Below are 13,955 nucleotides of genomic sequence, written 5' to 3'. Positions count from 1 at the left end.
CCCGAGCCCGGCAAGGGCCAAGTCTAGGGGTCCCAAAGGGCTACGCCCTTGCCTTCGTCCGGCGCGGCCTGCCACCCGCCGCCGGCCGCCTTGTACAACGCCACGATGTCCAACAGCACCTGAAGGCGTCCGCGCAGCGCGTCCTGCCGTGCGGCGGCCAGCGTCGCCTGGTCGTCCAGGACCGCGCGCCGGTCGCCCAGCCCGTCGCGCCAGCGTACGTGGGCCAGGGCAAGCCGGTCGTCCGCCGTGGCCACGGCCGCGTCATCGTTTTGCCGGCGCGTCCGGTCGGCGTGCAGGGCGGACAGGCCGTCGTCCATGTCGCGCAGCGCGTTCAGCACGGCCTGGCGATAGGCCAGCGCGGCTTCGGCCGCCTGCGCGCGGGCCAGCCTGAGATTGGCCCGCAGCCGCCCGCCCTGGAACAACGGCAGCGAGATGGCGGGACCAAGCTGATAGAAGCTGTTGCCCCACTCGGCCAGATCGCTCAGCGCCAGGCTCCGCTGGCCGAACTGGCCGGTCAGGGTCAGGTCGGGATAGAATTGCGCCACCGCCACGCCGATGCCGGCGGTGGCCGCGTGCAGACCGGCTTCGGCGGCGCGGATGTCCGGCCGCCGCCGGGCCAGCGCGGCGGGCAGGCCGATCGCGAGGGGGACGGGGTCGTCCGGCAGCGGCCGGGCGGTCGTCAGTCGGGCATCCAGCGCGCCCGGCGGTTGCCCCGTCAGGACGGCGAGGTCGTTCATCGCCTGCTCGGCCTGCTGCACCAGCGGAGGCAGCGCCGCCCGGGCGCGGGTCAGGCCGTCCCGGGCCTGATCGACATCCGTCCGGTCGGCCAGCCCCAGCCGGTGCCGCAACTGCGTCAGGGCAAGGAGATCGGCCCGCGCTGCCGTCTCGCCCTGTGCGACCGCCAGCAGCGCCTGGGCGGCGCGCAATTCCAGATAGGTCCGCGCCACATCTCCCTGCAGCGTGACCAGCGCGTCGCGGCGATTTTCGATCCGTGCCTGCGCCTGCGCGCCCGCCTGTTCGACACCGCGCCGCACCTGGCCGAACAAATCGAGTTCCCACGAGGCGTCGAAGCCGACCTGATAGAGGTCGGTGCCCTGCGTCAGCCCGCCGATACCGGACTCCGGGAAGGCCTGGCCATTGGCCCCCGTCCCGCCGCCAAACACCGAGAACAGACCGGCCTCGCCCAGCTTCGCACGGGTATAACCCGCCGACGCGTCAAGGCCGGGCAGGCCGGCGGCGCGCTGGGCCTGTTCCTGCGCCCGAGCCTGGGCGATGCGCGCCAGCGCCTGCCCCACGTCCAGATTGTCCGCCATGGCGCGGGCCATCAGGCCGGTCAGCACCGGGTCGCCGAACAGGCGCCACCAGGCGGGGTCGGGGTCCGACAGGACGACGGCAGCGGCGGTGCCGGCCGACCGGTCGTGCCAGGCGGCCGGCAGGGCGGCGGGCGGCGGCCGGAAATCGGGTCCCAGCGTGCAGCCGGGGCCGGCCATCGCCAGGACGACCAGCCCCGCGACCCGCGCGGATCGCCACGGCGCGGAGCCATGGCGCGTCAATCGAGGGTTTCCCGATAGAACCGCACCGCGATCACGACCGTGCAGCCGGTAAACAGCGCGATGGGCCACAGTTCGGGCAGGATCTCGGCCAGGCCGTTGCCCTTCAGCAGTACCCCGCGCACGATCCGCATGGCGTGGGTCGTCGGCATGATTTCGCCGACCACGCGGGCCCAGCGCGGCATGCCCTGGAACGGAAAGACGAAGCCCGACAGCAGCATGAACGGCAGCATGGTGAACTGCGCCATCTGCTGGGCCTGCATCTGGTTGGCGGCCAGGGTGGAATAGGTGATGCCCAGCGCCAGGTTGCTGGCGATGAACAACCCCAGCACCGCGAACAGCAGCACGATCGACCCGTGGATGGGCAGATGCAGCAGCCCGACCGCCACCAGCAGGATGATGAGCACCTGCAGATAGCCGATCCCGACATAGGGGGCGATCTTGGCCAGCATGACCTCGATCGGGCGGACCGGCATTGCCAGCAGGTTTTCCATCGTCCCGCGCTCGCGCTCGCGGGTGATGGCCAGGGTCGTGAGCATCAGCGTCGACATCATCAGCACGACGCAGATCAGGCCCGGAACGACGTTGAGCACCGTCAACTGCTCGGGGTTGTAGCGAGTATGCACCACGAAGCGGAACGGGGCCGTCGTCGCTGTCGCCGCCCGGCGGACCGGCGGCAGGTCGCGCGCCAGCACGTCCGTCAGGCCGCCCAGCGCGGCGGTGGCATAGCCGATGGCCGTCGGGTCGGTGCCGTCGGTGTCGATCAGGATCGCCGGGCTCTCGCCCCGGTCCACACGGCGGTCGAACCCCGGCGGGACGTTGACGACGAACAGCAGCTTGCCCTGGGCGATGCCTTCCTCGGCCTCGCGTTCCGAGGACAGGGTGCGGACGCGATAATAGCCCGAATTGCGCAGCGCCGCGACGACGGTGCGTTCGTAGGTCGAGGGCTGCGCCATCAGTACGCCCGTCGGCAGGTCGTGCGGGTTGGAATTGATGGCGTAGCCGAAGATCAGCAATTGCATGACCGGCAGGGCCACGATCAGGCGCAGGGTCATCGGGTCGCGCTTCACCTGCAGCCATTCCTTGCGCAGCAGGGCCCGCAGGCGCCGGAGGGAGAAAGCCGTCATCGCGGCGGTTCCTCCTCGTCCAGCAGGTGGATGAACACATCCTCCAGCCGCGGATCGACCTCGCGCCAGGTCAGGCCGGCCCCGTATCCGGCCATCGCGGCGTCCAGCAGGGCGCGGTCCATGCCGGCGATGTGCAGCACGCGGCCCAGTACCGTCGCGGCCTCGACCCCCGGTGCCGCGCGGATCCGCCGCGCCGCGTCCTCGATGGGGACGCCGGTGCCCTCGAACGTGACCAGGCCGACGCGCCCCACCACCTCGGCCGCGCTGCCCTGGATGACGATGCGCCCGCCGGCCAGATAGACGATGCGGGCACAGCGCTCGGCCTCGTCCATGTAATGGGTGGACACCAGCACCGTCAGCCCGCCGCCGGCCAGGTCGTGGATCAGGTCCCAGAACGCGCGGCGCGCCTTCACGTCCACCCCGGCCGTGGGTTCGTCCAGCAGCAGCAGGTGCGGCCGATGCAGCACGCAGGCGGTCAGGGCCAGCCGCTGCTTCCAGCCGCCCGACAACTGGCCGGCCAACTGGCCGGCGCGGTCGCGCAGCCCCATGCGGTCCATGATGTCGGCGACGGCGGCCGGCGCGTCGGGAAGTTCGTAGAGCCCGGCGACCAGATCCAGGTTCTCGGACACCGTCAGATCCTCGTACAGGCTGAATCGCTGCGTCATGTATCCGACCTGCCGGCGGATCAGCGGCGCGTCGCGCAGGATATCCAGCCCCAGGCAGGTACCGCTGCCGCCATCGGGCGCCAGCAGGCCGCACAGCATGCGGATGGTCGTCGTCTTGCCGCTGCCGTTCGCGCCCAGGAAGCCGCAGACCTCGCCCTTGGGGACCCGCAGGGTCAGGCCGTCGACCACCCGGCGCGTGCCGAAATCCTTGCGCAGGTCGCGCACGTCGATGACGTAGTCGGGCGGGGTCATGGCGTGCCTGCCGCGAGGGGACGCACGGTGACGGGCTGGCCCGGATTGAGCCGCGCGGCCTGGTCGGGGCGCGGGCGCGCCTGGACCAGATAGACCAGCTTGGCCCGGCTTTCGTCGCTGTAGATCAGCGGCGGCGTGTATTCGGCCTGGGGCGAGATGAAGTCGATCCGCCCCTCCAGCCCCGGGGCGCAGCCGTCGCAGGCCAGCGCCACCGGGTCGCCCGGATGCACCCGCGACAGCATCGCCTGCGGCACGAACAGGCGGATGAAGATATTGCCCGGCGGCAGCAGCGAGACCACCGGCACGCCGGCATCGACCACCTCGCCGGGGCGGGCCAGCACATCGGCGATGATGCCGGCGGCGGGCGCGGTGGCGTGGCGCTGGGCCAGTTGCCAGTCCGCCATGGCCAGCGCGGCGCGCGACGCTCCGGCCGCCGCCATCTGGGCGCGGATCTGCTCGGCCCGGCCGGTGGGCGCGCGGGTCTGCGCCAATGCGGCGCGCAGGCCATCGACCCGGGCCTGGGCCGACCGGTATTCGGCTCGCGCCTGGTCCCGCGCCTGGAACGTCGCCGCCCCGGCGGGCGCCGCGCCTTCCAGCCGGCGCAGGTCAGCGCGGGCACGGTCGCGGGTCGCCTCGGCGTCGGCCAGGTTGGCCTCGGCCTGGCGGATTTCGGTGTCGCGGCCCGGCCCCTGCAGATTGGCAAGCTGGCGCGCGCTTTCTTCGGCCTGGCGTGCCGCCTGGTCACGCGCCGCGCGTTCGGCCACGTCGTCCTGGTCGAACAGCGGCGCGCCGGCCGCAACGGCGTCTCCGCGCGCGACCCTTACCCCGGTCAGCAGGCCCTGCCGGGTCGGGCCGATCTTGACGAAATCGGCGTCCACATAGCCCTGCCACACTACCGGGGCGGGACGGCGCGACAGCGCCCACCACAGGACCGCGCCGGCAAGGACGACCAGCGCCAGCCCGATGGCCAGCCTTCCGGGTGTCATGGCAGCGACGGCGCCTGGCCCAGCGCCGCAGCGTCATAGACATTCCGCGGATTCCACAGCATCCATCCGTTGGAGCCGAAATCGGTCGCGGCGCGGATCTGGGCGGCGATTTCGGCCGGGCCGAACACCCGGCGGTCGAACGCGTAATCCCGGAAGGCCTGCAGCCAGGGGCGGAACCGCAGGGGCGAGATCCCCAGCCGGCGGCGCGCCATGTCCAGCGAGCGGTAGACGATGTCGTACGGGTGGCCGACCGGGTCGTGATAGCCGGGGATGCCGAACAGGAACCCCGAGGGGTAGAGCATCGGCGACAGGTAATCGACCTGCGGCGCCAGTTCCGCCAGCCGCTGGCCGATGCCGGTATCATCAAGGTTCCAGCACACATATCCGAAAATATCGGCCGCCAGATAGACGTTGTAGGGCAGCAGCCGTCCCCTGGCCTCGGCCAGGAAGCCCGAGATCGCGGCCAGGCGCGACGCCTGCGTGGCCGGGGCCAGGAAGCGCAGCCGCTCCGGCCCGTCGGGGAAACGCACGTAGTCGAACTGGATTTCGTCGAACCCGGCGCGCGCGGCCTCGACCGCGATGTCGATGTTGTAGGCGCGCACCGCCGGCTGGAACGGGTCCGCCCAGGCCATCCCCTGGCGGTCGCGAAAGGGTGCGCCGTCGGCCTGGCGCACCGCCAGGTCCGGTCGGCCGGCCGCCAGCGGCAGGTCGCGGAACACCACGATGCGGGCGATGGCGTAGAGCCCGCGCGCGTGCAGCATCACGACCAGGGCCGCGAGGTCGGGGATGGTCGTCATGGTGCGCGCGCCGATCGTGCCGGCCAGGGCGACGGCGCTGGGGTACGGGATCAGCCCGCGATCGCCCTTGATGTCGACGACCACCGCGTTCAGCCCGGCATCGCGGATCAGCGCCAGCACCGCCCCGCGCAGCGTCGCGGACCCGACGCCGTAGCTGGACAGGTACAGCGCCCGGGGCGTGAAGGGCACCAGCGGCAGCGCCTCGCCCGGTGGCAGTTGCCCGGCCGCGAAGGCCCCGGCGCGATAGCCCGGCGCGCGGACGAACAGGCGGCCGGGCCGATCGCCCAGGTCGACGCGGCCCATGCCGTCCATGGCCAGCACGCTGCCGCCCAGCACCACCGTTGCGTCCGCGATGCCCCTGCCCGTCGCCGCGTCCACCACCCGCACCGCCACCGCCCGGGCCGGGCCGGCGGCGAGGACAAGCCCGAGGGCGACAAGGATGCCGAGCGCGCCCCGGGGCGTCACGGCGCGGAACGTCCCCGGACGACCGGCCCAAGCCTGAGCCGTGCGGCGAGGACCGCCCCCTGGTCGGCATCGGACATCGGCAGGCGGGGAATGGCGAAGGGATCGACGCCCGGGCGGGCCGGCCCGCCGCCGTAGCCGAATGCCGCGCGATAGCCGGCCCGGACGGCCGCCGCCCGCAGATCGGCATCGACGATGCCGAAGGGCCAGGCCAGCATCTCCACCGGCACGCCCAGCCGGCGTTCCAGCACCCGTTTCGACCGGACCAGCTGGTCGTCCACGAAGGCGCGATAATCCGCCGCCGTCCGATGCGCGCGCTCGGCATGGAAATTCGGATGCCAGTAGGTATGGGACTGCACCGTCACCAGCCCGGACAGCGTCATGTCGGCCAGTTGCCCCCAGGTCAGGGCGTAGGTGGCATGGGAAATCGCCGACGGGTAGATGAACAGCGTCACCGGCACATGCCGGCGCCGCACGATCGGATACAGCTGCGTGTAGACCGAGACATGGCCGTCATCCACGGTGATGGCCACGGCATGCCCGCCCGCGACGACATCGCCCAGGACCGAGCCGGTGCCCCGCAGGCCCTCCACCGCCGCCCCCAGCGCCACCACGCGATAGCCATGGGCGTCGAGCCAGTCGAGCTGCCGTTCGAACGCCAGCGTGGTGACCGTGGTCGGTCCGCCATGCAGCGGGTCGAAGCGATGATAGGCCAGCACGGCGACGCCCCGGTCCGCCTCGCCCGCCGTCGCCGCCACCGGCGACAGCGACAGCAGCACCATGAGCAGGGGATTGGGGCCTGTGCGCACGGCGGTCGCGCCTTCCGGAGGGTTCGATGCCGGAACGTCAGACCGTCGCGCGCGTCGCCTTGCCTCCGCTTTTCGTGATCGGGGCCCCGCGCCGCGTCAGCCGAACCGCGCCGCCGCGTAGGGCGCCGGATCGGTGAAGGGCGCCTCGCCATTCATCAGTTCGGCCAGCAACCGGCCGGTCGCCGGCCCCAGGGTGAAGCCCTGATGCGCGTGGCCGAAATGAAACCACAGCCCGGCATGGCGCGGCGCCGCCCCGATCACCGGCAGCATGTCGGGCGTGCAGGGCCGGTTGCCCAGCCAGGGGGTGGGTTCGACCGGCGCGCCCAGGTCCACAAGCTGGCGCGCCCGTGCCTCGACCCGCGCCAGTTGCACCGGGGTGGGGCGGGCGCCCAGGCGGGCGAATTCCGCCCCGGTGGTCAGGCGCAGGCCGCGCGCCATGGGGGCCAGCACGGTACCGGCCTGGGGGTCGAGCACAGGCGCCCGCAGGCCGGACCCGCCCTGGTGATGGCGGTGGTAGCCGCGCTTGATGAACAGCGGATAGCGGTAGCCGAAACGCCGCAGCAGCCGGTCGGACCACGGGCCCAGCGCCACCACGGCCGAGGCCGCGTCGATGCGGCCGCCTTCGGTATCGACCGACCAGGCGGCGCCGGCGCGGCGCAGGGTGGCGGCGTCGCCGGTGGCGATGTGGCCGCCCAGGCGCTGGAACAGCCGCGCATAGCGCGCGACCAGTTCGCCCGGATCGCGGACGAACCAGGGGTCGGTCCAGTGGATGGCGCCCGCGACCGGGCGGCGGATGGCCGGTTCGGCGGCGGCGAAGCCGGCCGCGTCCAGGACGGTGGAATTGACGCCGAATGCGCGCGACAGGCGTCGGGCGGTTTCGGCCTCGGCATCCAACGCTTCGGCCGAATGGACCATCAGCGTCCAGCCGGTGCGCGCGATCAAATCCTCGGCCCCGGCCGCCGCGATCATCGGCGCATGGGCGGTAAGGCTGTGACGGATCAGCGCCTCGTATCCCCGCACGATCGGGCGATAGGCGGCGGGCCGGCTGTTCCACCAGTAGCGCGCCAGCGGCGAAACCAGGCCGGGAAGGGCCGCGACGTGATAACGCGCCTCGTTTCCCCGGCCGAGGGCGATGTTCAGCAGGGTGCGGATATCGCGGGGGAAGGCATGGGGTTCCACGCATTCGCGCTGGATCAGCCCGGCATTGCCGTACGAGGTTTCTCCGCCCGGCGCCCCGCGATCGACCAGCGTGACGTCGAACCCGCGCGCCAGCAGATGATAGGCGGCCCCCACGCCGCACATGCCGGCCCCCAGGACGATGACGCTTCTGCCTGTCATGGCGCTTCTTCTACTCCCTCCTGCCTTCCGGCGGCAGGATGCGCCCGGCATGGTTGCGGTCAGTGTCCTGCCGCCTTCCCTGCCCGTCAATGTCCGCGGGCGGATAGGGGCCGGGACTCAGCCATGGTCCATCCACCCTCCGCCCATGGCGCGCACGAGGTCGATCCCGGTCACCAGGCGACGCGTGTTCACCGTGATCAGATCCTCGCGGGCCTGCAACTCGGCGGTCTGGGCGATGACCACCTGAAGGTAGTCGACCGCACCCTCGCGATACTGGATGGTTGCCAGCCGGTTGGTGCGCGCGGCCGCCGTCACGGCTTCCCCCTGCCGGGCAGACGCCTCGGCCAGATGATTCAGCAGGGCCAGCCGATCCTCGACGTCCCGAAACGCATCGAGCGCGACCAGCCGGTACTGCGCGGCGACCTCGGCATATTCGGCATGCACCTGCGCCAGATCGGCGAACCGTCGTCCGCCGTCGAAAATGGCCAGCGTGGCCAGGGCCGGCCCCAGCGCCCAGACACCCGTGCCGGCCGAGAACAGGGTGCTGGTCATGGTCTGCGACCCCGCGGTCGCACCCAGTGTGATATTCGGGAAAAAGGCCGCCCGCGCAACGCCGATCCGGGCGTTTGCCGCCGCCATATGCCGTTCGGCCGCCGCGACATCCGGCCTGCGTTCCAGCAGGCGGGAGGGCGTGGTGACGGGAATGACCGGCGGCGCGGCAAGAACCTGGGCGGGTGCGATCGAGAATGTGGAGGGCTGCGCGCCGATCAGTACGGCAATCGCATGCTCGATGACCGCACGATCCCCCACCTGCTGGTCCAGTTCGGACTGGGCCGAGGCCAGTTGGGTCTGCGCGCGCCCCACATCCAGTTCACTCGCCGCGCCACCGGCAAAGCGCTTCGTGGTCAGGTCCAGGGCCGCCGCATAGGCCGTGACGGTCTGTCTCAGCAGGCTGATCCGCGCATCGAGCCCCCGCAACTGGAAATAATCGTCGCCCAGTTCCGCTTCCAGGCTGAGCCGCACCGCGGCGAGGTCGGCCGCGCTGGCCTGCGCGTCGGCCCGTGCCGCCGCGACCAGGTTGCGGATGCGTCCCCAGACATCGGGCTCCCACGAAATGGCGCCACCGGCCGCATATTCCCGATAGTCGAAATAGGTGCCCCCCCGGGTGAACAGGGTCCGTTCCCGCTGCACGCTGGCCGTGGCGTCGATCTGGGGGAAGAATTCGGCCCGCGCGCGCCGGACAAGGGCGCGGGCCTGGTCGTATCGCGCGACGGCGGCCGCCAGTTGCGGGCTGCCCTGTTCGATCCGCTCCTCCAGCCGGTTCAGGCCGGTATCGTCCATCACCGACCACCAGGCCCCGCGCGGGCCCGCATCCATCGGCCGGGCCGGCGTCCACGGCCCGATTTCCTTGAACGTGGCGGGCACGGCAGGCGGCGGCGGCTTCCTGTAGTCGGGCGCCAGATTGCAGCCGGAAAGCAGGAGTACCAGAAGCACGGCAAGGCAGCCTCTAGGAGGCATGCTTGTTCTCCTGGGGGTTGACCTCGTCCCCGTCCCGGATGTCGTCCATCGGCGTGTCGATGACCACGCTTTGCGGCGTCAGGCCGGTGACTTCCAGTTCCGTGCCGAAATCGGTCACGATCGAAATCGGCTTGATCCTGACATGCCCGTTGCCGTCCACCAGCGCCACGGTGGTGCCGTCCTTGCGGAACAGCAGGCTGCTGGCCGGAATGCGCACGGTCGGCGAGGCCGCAGCACCCTGACCGTCGAACGTAAAGGCGATCTGCGCATAGGCGCCGGGTTTCAGAAGACCGTCCGCGTTGTCATGGACCAGTTGCACCAGCATGGAGCCCGACGGGGAATCGACGGCATCCGCCGAGCGGAACAAACGCGCCTCGAACGTGCGCCCCTGATAGTCGGGGACCGTGAAATGCACGCGCAGACCATCCCGCATCCGCGCCGCATACGCCTGCGGCACCCGGACATAGAGGCGCAGGCGCGTCACGTCCGACACGGTGAACAGCGGCTGGGTCGTCGACGTGCCGGCGATGATCAGCGCGCCGATATCCGTCGCGCGGCTGGTCACGACCCCGGAAAAGGGGGCCACGATGCGCTTGAAGCCCGAGAGCGTCTCCAGCCGCTCGACCTCGGCCGCCGCTTCGTGGCGCGTCGCCTCGCTGGCCGCGAAATTGCCCCGGCGTTCGTCCGTCTCCTGCTGTGACACGGCATTTTGCGCGTTGAGGCGATTCCAGCGCCGGGAGGTAATCCCCGCCAGATCGCGTTGCGCGGTCCGCGTTCCCAGCGCCGCCCGCGCCGCGGCAAGCTGCAGGTCGACATCCGGTGTGTCGATTTCCGCGAGAACCTGGCCTTCCTGCACCTTCTGCCCGATATCGACGTACCAGCGCCGCAGGTAACCGCTGGTGCGCGCATAGACGGGCGCGCTGTACCATGCCTGAAGCACGCCCGGCAGAACCAGCGTATCGATCGCGTTGCCGCCCGGATGCACGACGGTCACCGTGGGAACCGCGGCCGCGACGTTTTCGGCGTGAAGCTGGTGGCGGGAGTGAATGCGCGCGAGTGTTCCCGCCACGAGAATGATCCCGAACACGACGGCACCGGCAATGACGATGCGCCCCGGCCTTGGCTTGCGTCCGGCGGGCGGCGATGGATCGGGATCAGGCATGGAGGGGGGTTCCGCGCGCGGTGCGCCGCGCGCGCCGGTCGTAGATGATGGCAAACAGGGTCGGCACGAAGAACAGCGAGGCGCAGGTGGCGAACATCAGGCCGCCGATGACGGCGCGCCCCAGCGGCGCGTTCTGTTCGCCGCCCTCGCCGAACCCCAGCGCCATGGGCAGCATGCCGATGATCATCGCCAGGGCCGTCATGATGACCGGCCGCAATCGGGTCCTGCCTCCGGCCAGGGCCGCCTGAATCGCGTCGCCATGCTCGGCGAGCTGTTCGCGGCAGAAGCTGATGACCAGGATGGAGTTGGCCGTGGCGACGCCCATGCACATGATCGCCCCCGTCAGGACGGGAACCGACAACGGCGTCCCGGTCGCGAACAGCATCCAGCAGATGCCGGCCAGCGCCGCCGGCAGGGCCAGGACGACGATGCAGGGATCGGTCCAGCTTTGAAAATTGACGACGATCAGAAGATAGATCAGCACGATCGCGCCCAGCAGGCCGAACCCCATGCCGGTGAAGGCCGTCGCCATGGCCTGGTACTGGCCGCGCAGCGTGACGGTGACCGTCTCGGGGCGCTCGTGCTCCAGCCCGTGCAGGACGTCCTGCACGTCCGCCGCGACCGCCCCGAGATCGCGCCCGTCGGCCCCCGCGAAGACGTCGATCAGCGGGCGGATATTGTACTGCGCTTCGACCGGCGAGGTCGTGCCGCGTGTGATGGTGCCCAGCGCGCCCAGCACCTGAAGCTGTGTCGCCGACGCGCCCGTCACCGGCAGGCCGATGATATCCGACAGCGCGTCGATCCGATATTCGGGCATCTGCACGGCAATCGGATAGGTGACCATGCTTTCCGAATTCAGCCAGTACAGGGGCGCGGTCTGCGACGTGCCGGCGATTGCGGTCGCGATGCTGTTGGTGACGTCGCCTTCCGTCAGGCCGAACTGATTGATCCGGGTCCTGTCCGCGTCGAAGCGGAGTTCGGGATAATGACCCGGCTGCTGGACGCGGGCATCGACAAGGCCGTCGATCCCGCGGATTTCGCGCACGATCCGTTCGGCAAACTGCCGGGTTTCGTCCGGGCGCGGTCCGCTGACCTGGATGTCGATCGGGGCCGGCGCACCGAAATTGAGGATCTGGCTGGTGATATCCGACGGAAGAAAGGCAAAGGTCGCTTCCGGGAAGAGCCTGGGCAACGTGGCGCGGAGGCTCCGGATGTAGCGCGCGGTGGGGTGGTGGTTTTCCTTGAGTGACACCAGGATGTCGCCATCCTGCGGTCCGATGGTGCCCGAGGCATTGTAGGCCGTGTTGATGGCGCTGGTCGGCAGGCCGATGTTATCGGCGATCGAGGCCAGTTCGCCGGCCGGAATGCGCTGGCGGATCTGCTTTTCGATCCGCTGGAACAGGGCGGATGTTTCCTCGATCCGCATGCCGACCGGCCCGCGCACATGCAGCGTCATCGCCCCGGCATCCACCTGCGGGAAGAAGTTCCGCCCGAGGAAAGGCAGCAGGCCCAGGCTGAGGCAGGCGAAGCCCAGAAAGCCGAATACGAAGCGGGCGCGATGGTCCAAAATGACTTCCAGCAGCGCACCGTAACGCCCCCGCAGCGCGTCGAAGCGCCGTTCGAACCCTTGCAGGAAGCCCGTAACCACGCCCCCCGGCCGCGCGCCGCCCTGGTCATGCCGCCGCAGCAGGAACATCGCCATGGTGGGCACGAGCGTGCGCGACAGAAGGAAGGACATCACCATCGCAAAGATCACGGCCAGCGCCATCGGCACGAACAAAAAACCCGACACGCCGGGCAGATAGAACATCGGGATGAACACGATGCAGATGCACAGCAGCGAGAGGAAGGCCGGAACGATGATCTCGCCCGATCCGTCCACGATGGCGGCCTGAACGTCCTTGCCCTGTTCCAGATGGCGCTCGATATTCTCGATCGTGACCGTCGCCTCGTCCACCAGGATGCCCACGGCCAGCGCAAGCCCGCCCAGCGTCATGACGTTCAGCGTCTCGCCCAGCGCCGACAAGGCGGCGATGGCGCCCATGACCGACAGCGGAATGGACGTCGCCACGATCAGCGTGGACCGCCACGACCCCAGAAACAGCAGGATCATGAGACTGGTCAGGCCCGCCGCGATGGCCCCTTCCCGCAGCACGCCGTCCACGGCCGCCTTCACGAACAGCGACTGATCGTTGACCGGCGTGAGGTGAAGCTGCTTCGGCAGTCCCCGCGTCGCGTCGGGCACCATCGCCTTGATCCCCGCGACGATCGCGATGGTGGAGGTCGCACCGGATTTCAGGACCGTCAGCAGGGCCGAACGCTGGCCATCGACATGGACGACGTTCTGCTGCGGCGTCGCGCCGTCGCGCACGTGGGCCACGTCGCGAACGCGGACCACGGCGCCGTTCACCGTGCGGACGGGCAGCATGTTGAGCTGTTCGACCGAAACCGGCGCGTTGTTCAGCCGGAAATTATACTGATACATGCCGATCTTCACGAAGCCGGCCGGGGTGATCTGGGTCTGGCTGGCCAGGGCGTTGCCGACATCCCGCGCCGAGACCCCGCGCGATTGAAGCTGGCGGGGGTCGAGGTCCATCTGGATCTGCCGCACCCGCCCGCCATAAGGGAACGGGATCGCCGCTCCCGGAACCGTCACCAGCCGGTTGCGGATGAAATTGAAGCCGTAATCGTAAAGCTGCTGCTCGGTCAGCCCGTTCCCCGACAGCGCCAGTTGCACGATGGGCACCGTCGAGGCGCTGTAGTTCAGGATCAGCGGGGGCGTCGTTCCGACCGGAAGCTGGCGCAGGATGGTCTGGGCGATGGCCGTGACCTGCGCGTTGGCCAGCCGGACGTCGACACCCGGCTGGAAGAAGATCTTGGTCACGCCGATGCCCGTCAGCGACTGGCTTTCGATATGCTCGATGTCGTTCACGGTCGTGGTGAGCGCCCGCTGGAACGGCAGCACGATGCGGCCGGACATCTCGGCCGGCGACAGGCTGGTATAGGTCCAGGCCACGGCGACCACGGGAATGCGAATGTCGGGAAAGATATCGGTCGGCGTCCGGATCGCCGACAATACCCCGGCCATGGCGATCAGGATCGCCATCACGACGAACGTGTAGGGACGCGCGAGCGCGAGGCGAACGATCGCGTTCATGGATGCGCGGCCATCCCAACTCTCGCCATGGATAACACCTCCATTCCGACCACGCGAACACGGGCGCGCCATCTCACCCGGCGTCATCCGACACGCCGGCCAGTGGACGGCATTCGGCACGGCGTCGGTGAT

10 protein-coding genes are annotated in these 13,955 nt (G+C 70.2%); all 10 read right to left on the bottom strand.

Features of this window, described 5'->3' with window-relative positions:
- Window positions 1-23 precede the first annotated feature (23 nt).
- Complete coding sequence (locus HLH34_RS14330) at window positions 24-1,553, bottom strand: efflux transporter outer membrane subunit (protein ID WP_220792187.1); 1,530 nt, start codon at window positions 1,551-1,553, stop codon at window positions 24-26.
- Window positions 1,550-2,677, bottom strand: a complete 1,128-nt coding sequence (locus tag HLH34_RS14325) for an ABC transporter permease (protein ID WP_183120261.1) — start codon at window positions 2,675-2,677, stop codon at window positions 1,550-1,552. Before HLH34_RS14325 ends, HLH34_RS14330 begins: the two co-directional genes overlap by 4 nt.
- On the bottom strand, window positions 2,674-3,594 hold the full coding sequence (locus tag HLH34_RS14320) for an ABC transporter ATP-binding protein (protein WP_183120260.1): 921 nt from the start codon (window positions 3,592-3,594) through the stop codon (window positions 2,674-2,676). The genes HLH34_RS14325 and HLH34_RS14320 overlap by 4 nt, the downstream gene beginning before the upstream one ends.
- Window positions 3,591-4,580, bottom strand: coding sequence for an HlyD family secretion protein (locus tag HLH34_RS14315; protein WP_183120259.1), 990 nt, complete (start codon window positions 4,578-4,580; stop codon window positions 3,591-3,593). The genes HLH34_RS14320 and HLH34_RS14315 overlap by 4 nt, the downstream gene beginning before the upstream one ends.
- On the bottom strand, window positions 4,577-5,842 hold the full coding sequence (locus tag HLH34_RS14310; RefSeq protein ID WP_264784426.1) for a putative glycoside hydrolase: 1,266 nt from the start codon (window positions 5,840-5,842) through the stop codon (window positions 4,577-4,579). Before HLH34_RS14310 ends, HLH34_RS14315 begins: the two co-directional genes overlap by 4 nt.
- Window positions 5,839-6,648, bottom strand: coding sequence for a polysaccharide deacetylase family protein (locus HLH34_RS14305; protein ID WP_264784427.1), 810 nt, complete (start codon window positions 6,646-6,648; stop codon window positions 5,839-5,841). Before HLH34_RS14305 ends, HLH34_RS14310 begins: the two co-directional genes overlap by 4 nt.
- A gap of 96 nt (window positions 6,649-6,744) precedes the next feature.
- Entirely contained in the window at window positions 6,745-7,986 is a 1,242-nt protein-coding gene (locus tag HLH34_RS14300; RefSeq protein WP_183120258.1) for an NAD(P)/FAD-dependent oxidoreductase, read from the bottom strand.
- A 117-nt stretch (window positions 7,987-8,103) separates the two neighbouring features.
- The gene (locus HLH34_RS14295; RefSeq protein WP_183120257.1) at window positions 8,104-9,504 is read right to left on the bottom strand and encodes an efflux transporter outer membrane subunit; all 1,401 of its coding nucleotides are present in this window, start codon (window positions 9,502-9,504) and stop codon (window positions 8,104-8,106) included.
- Window positions 9,494-10,666: an efflux RND transporter periplasmic adaptor subunit gene (locus HLH34_RS14290; protein WP_183120256.1), complete on the bottom strand. Its 1,173-nt coding sequence runs from the start codon at window positions 10,664-10,666 to the stop codon at window positions 9,494-9,496. The genes HLH34_RS14295 and HLH34_RS14290 overlap by 11 nt, the downstream gene beginning before the upstream one ends.
- Window positions 10,659-13,823, bottom strand: a complete 3,165-nt coding sequence (locus tag HLH34_RS14285) for an efflux RND transporter permease subunit (RefSeq protein ID WP_183120255.1) — start codon at window positions 13,821-13,823, stop codon at window positions 10,659-10,661. Before HLH34_RS14285 ends, HLH34_RS14290 begins: the two co-directional genes overlap by 8 nt.
- Window positions 13,824-13,955: the final 132 nt, after the last annotated feature.

The organism is Gluconacetobacter azotocaptans, from assembly GCF_014174355.1.
In the GTDB taxonomy this organism is placed as follows: domain Bacteria; phylum Pseudomonadota; class Alphaproteobacteria; order Acetobacterales; family Acetobacteraceae; genus Gluconacetobacter; species Gluconacetobacter azotocaptans.
The sequence above is the reverse complement of the archived record's forward strand: the minus strand, read 5'-3'. Positions and strand labels throughout refer to the sequence as shown.

Excerpts from the sequence above, each read along its gene's own strand:
- HLH34_RS14325 (WP_183120261.1), bottom strand. The coding sequence starts at position 2,677 with ATGACGGCTTTCTCCCTCCGGCGCCTGCGGGCCCTGCTGCGCAAGGAA.
- HLH34_RS14320 (WP_183120260.1), bottom strand. The coding sequence starts at position 3,594 with ATGACCCCGCCCGACTACGTCATCGACGTGCGCGACCTGCGCAAGGAT.
- HLH34_RS14315 (WP_183120259.1), bottom strand. The coding sequence starts at position 4,580 with ATGACACCCGGAAGGCTGGCCATCGGGCTGGCGCTGGTCGTCCTTGCC.
- HLH34_RS14300 (WP_183120258.1), bottom strand. The coding sequence starts at position 7,986 with ATGACAGGCAGAAGCGTCATCGTCCTGGGGGCCGGCATGTGCGGCGTG.
- HLH34_RS14295 (WP_183120257.1), bottom strand. The coding sequence starts at position 9,504 with ATGCCTCCTAGAGGCTGCCTTGCCGTGCTTCTGGTACTCCTGCTTTCC.
- HLH34_RS14290 (WP_183120256.1), bottom strand. The coding sequence starts at position 10,666 with ATGCCTGATCCCGATCCATCGCCGCCCGCCGGACGCAAGCCAAGGCCG.
- HLH34_RS14285 (WP_183120255.1), bottom strand. The coding sequence starts at position 13,823 with ATGAACGCGATCGTTCGCCTCGCGCTCGCGCGTCCCTACACGTTCGTC.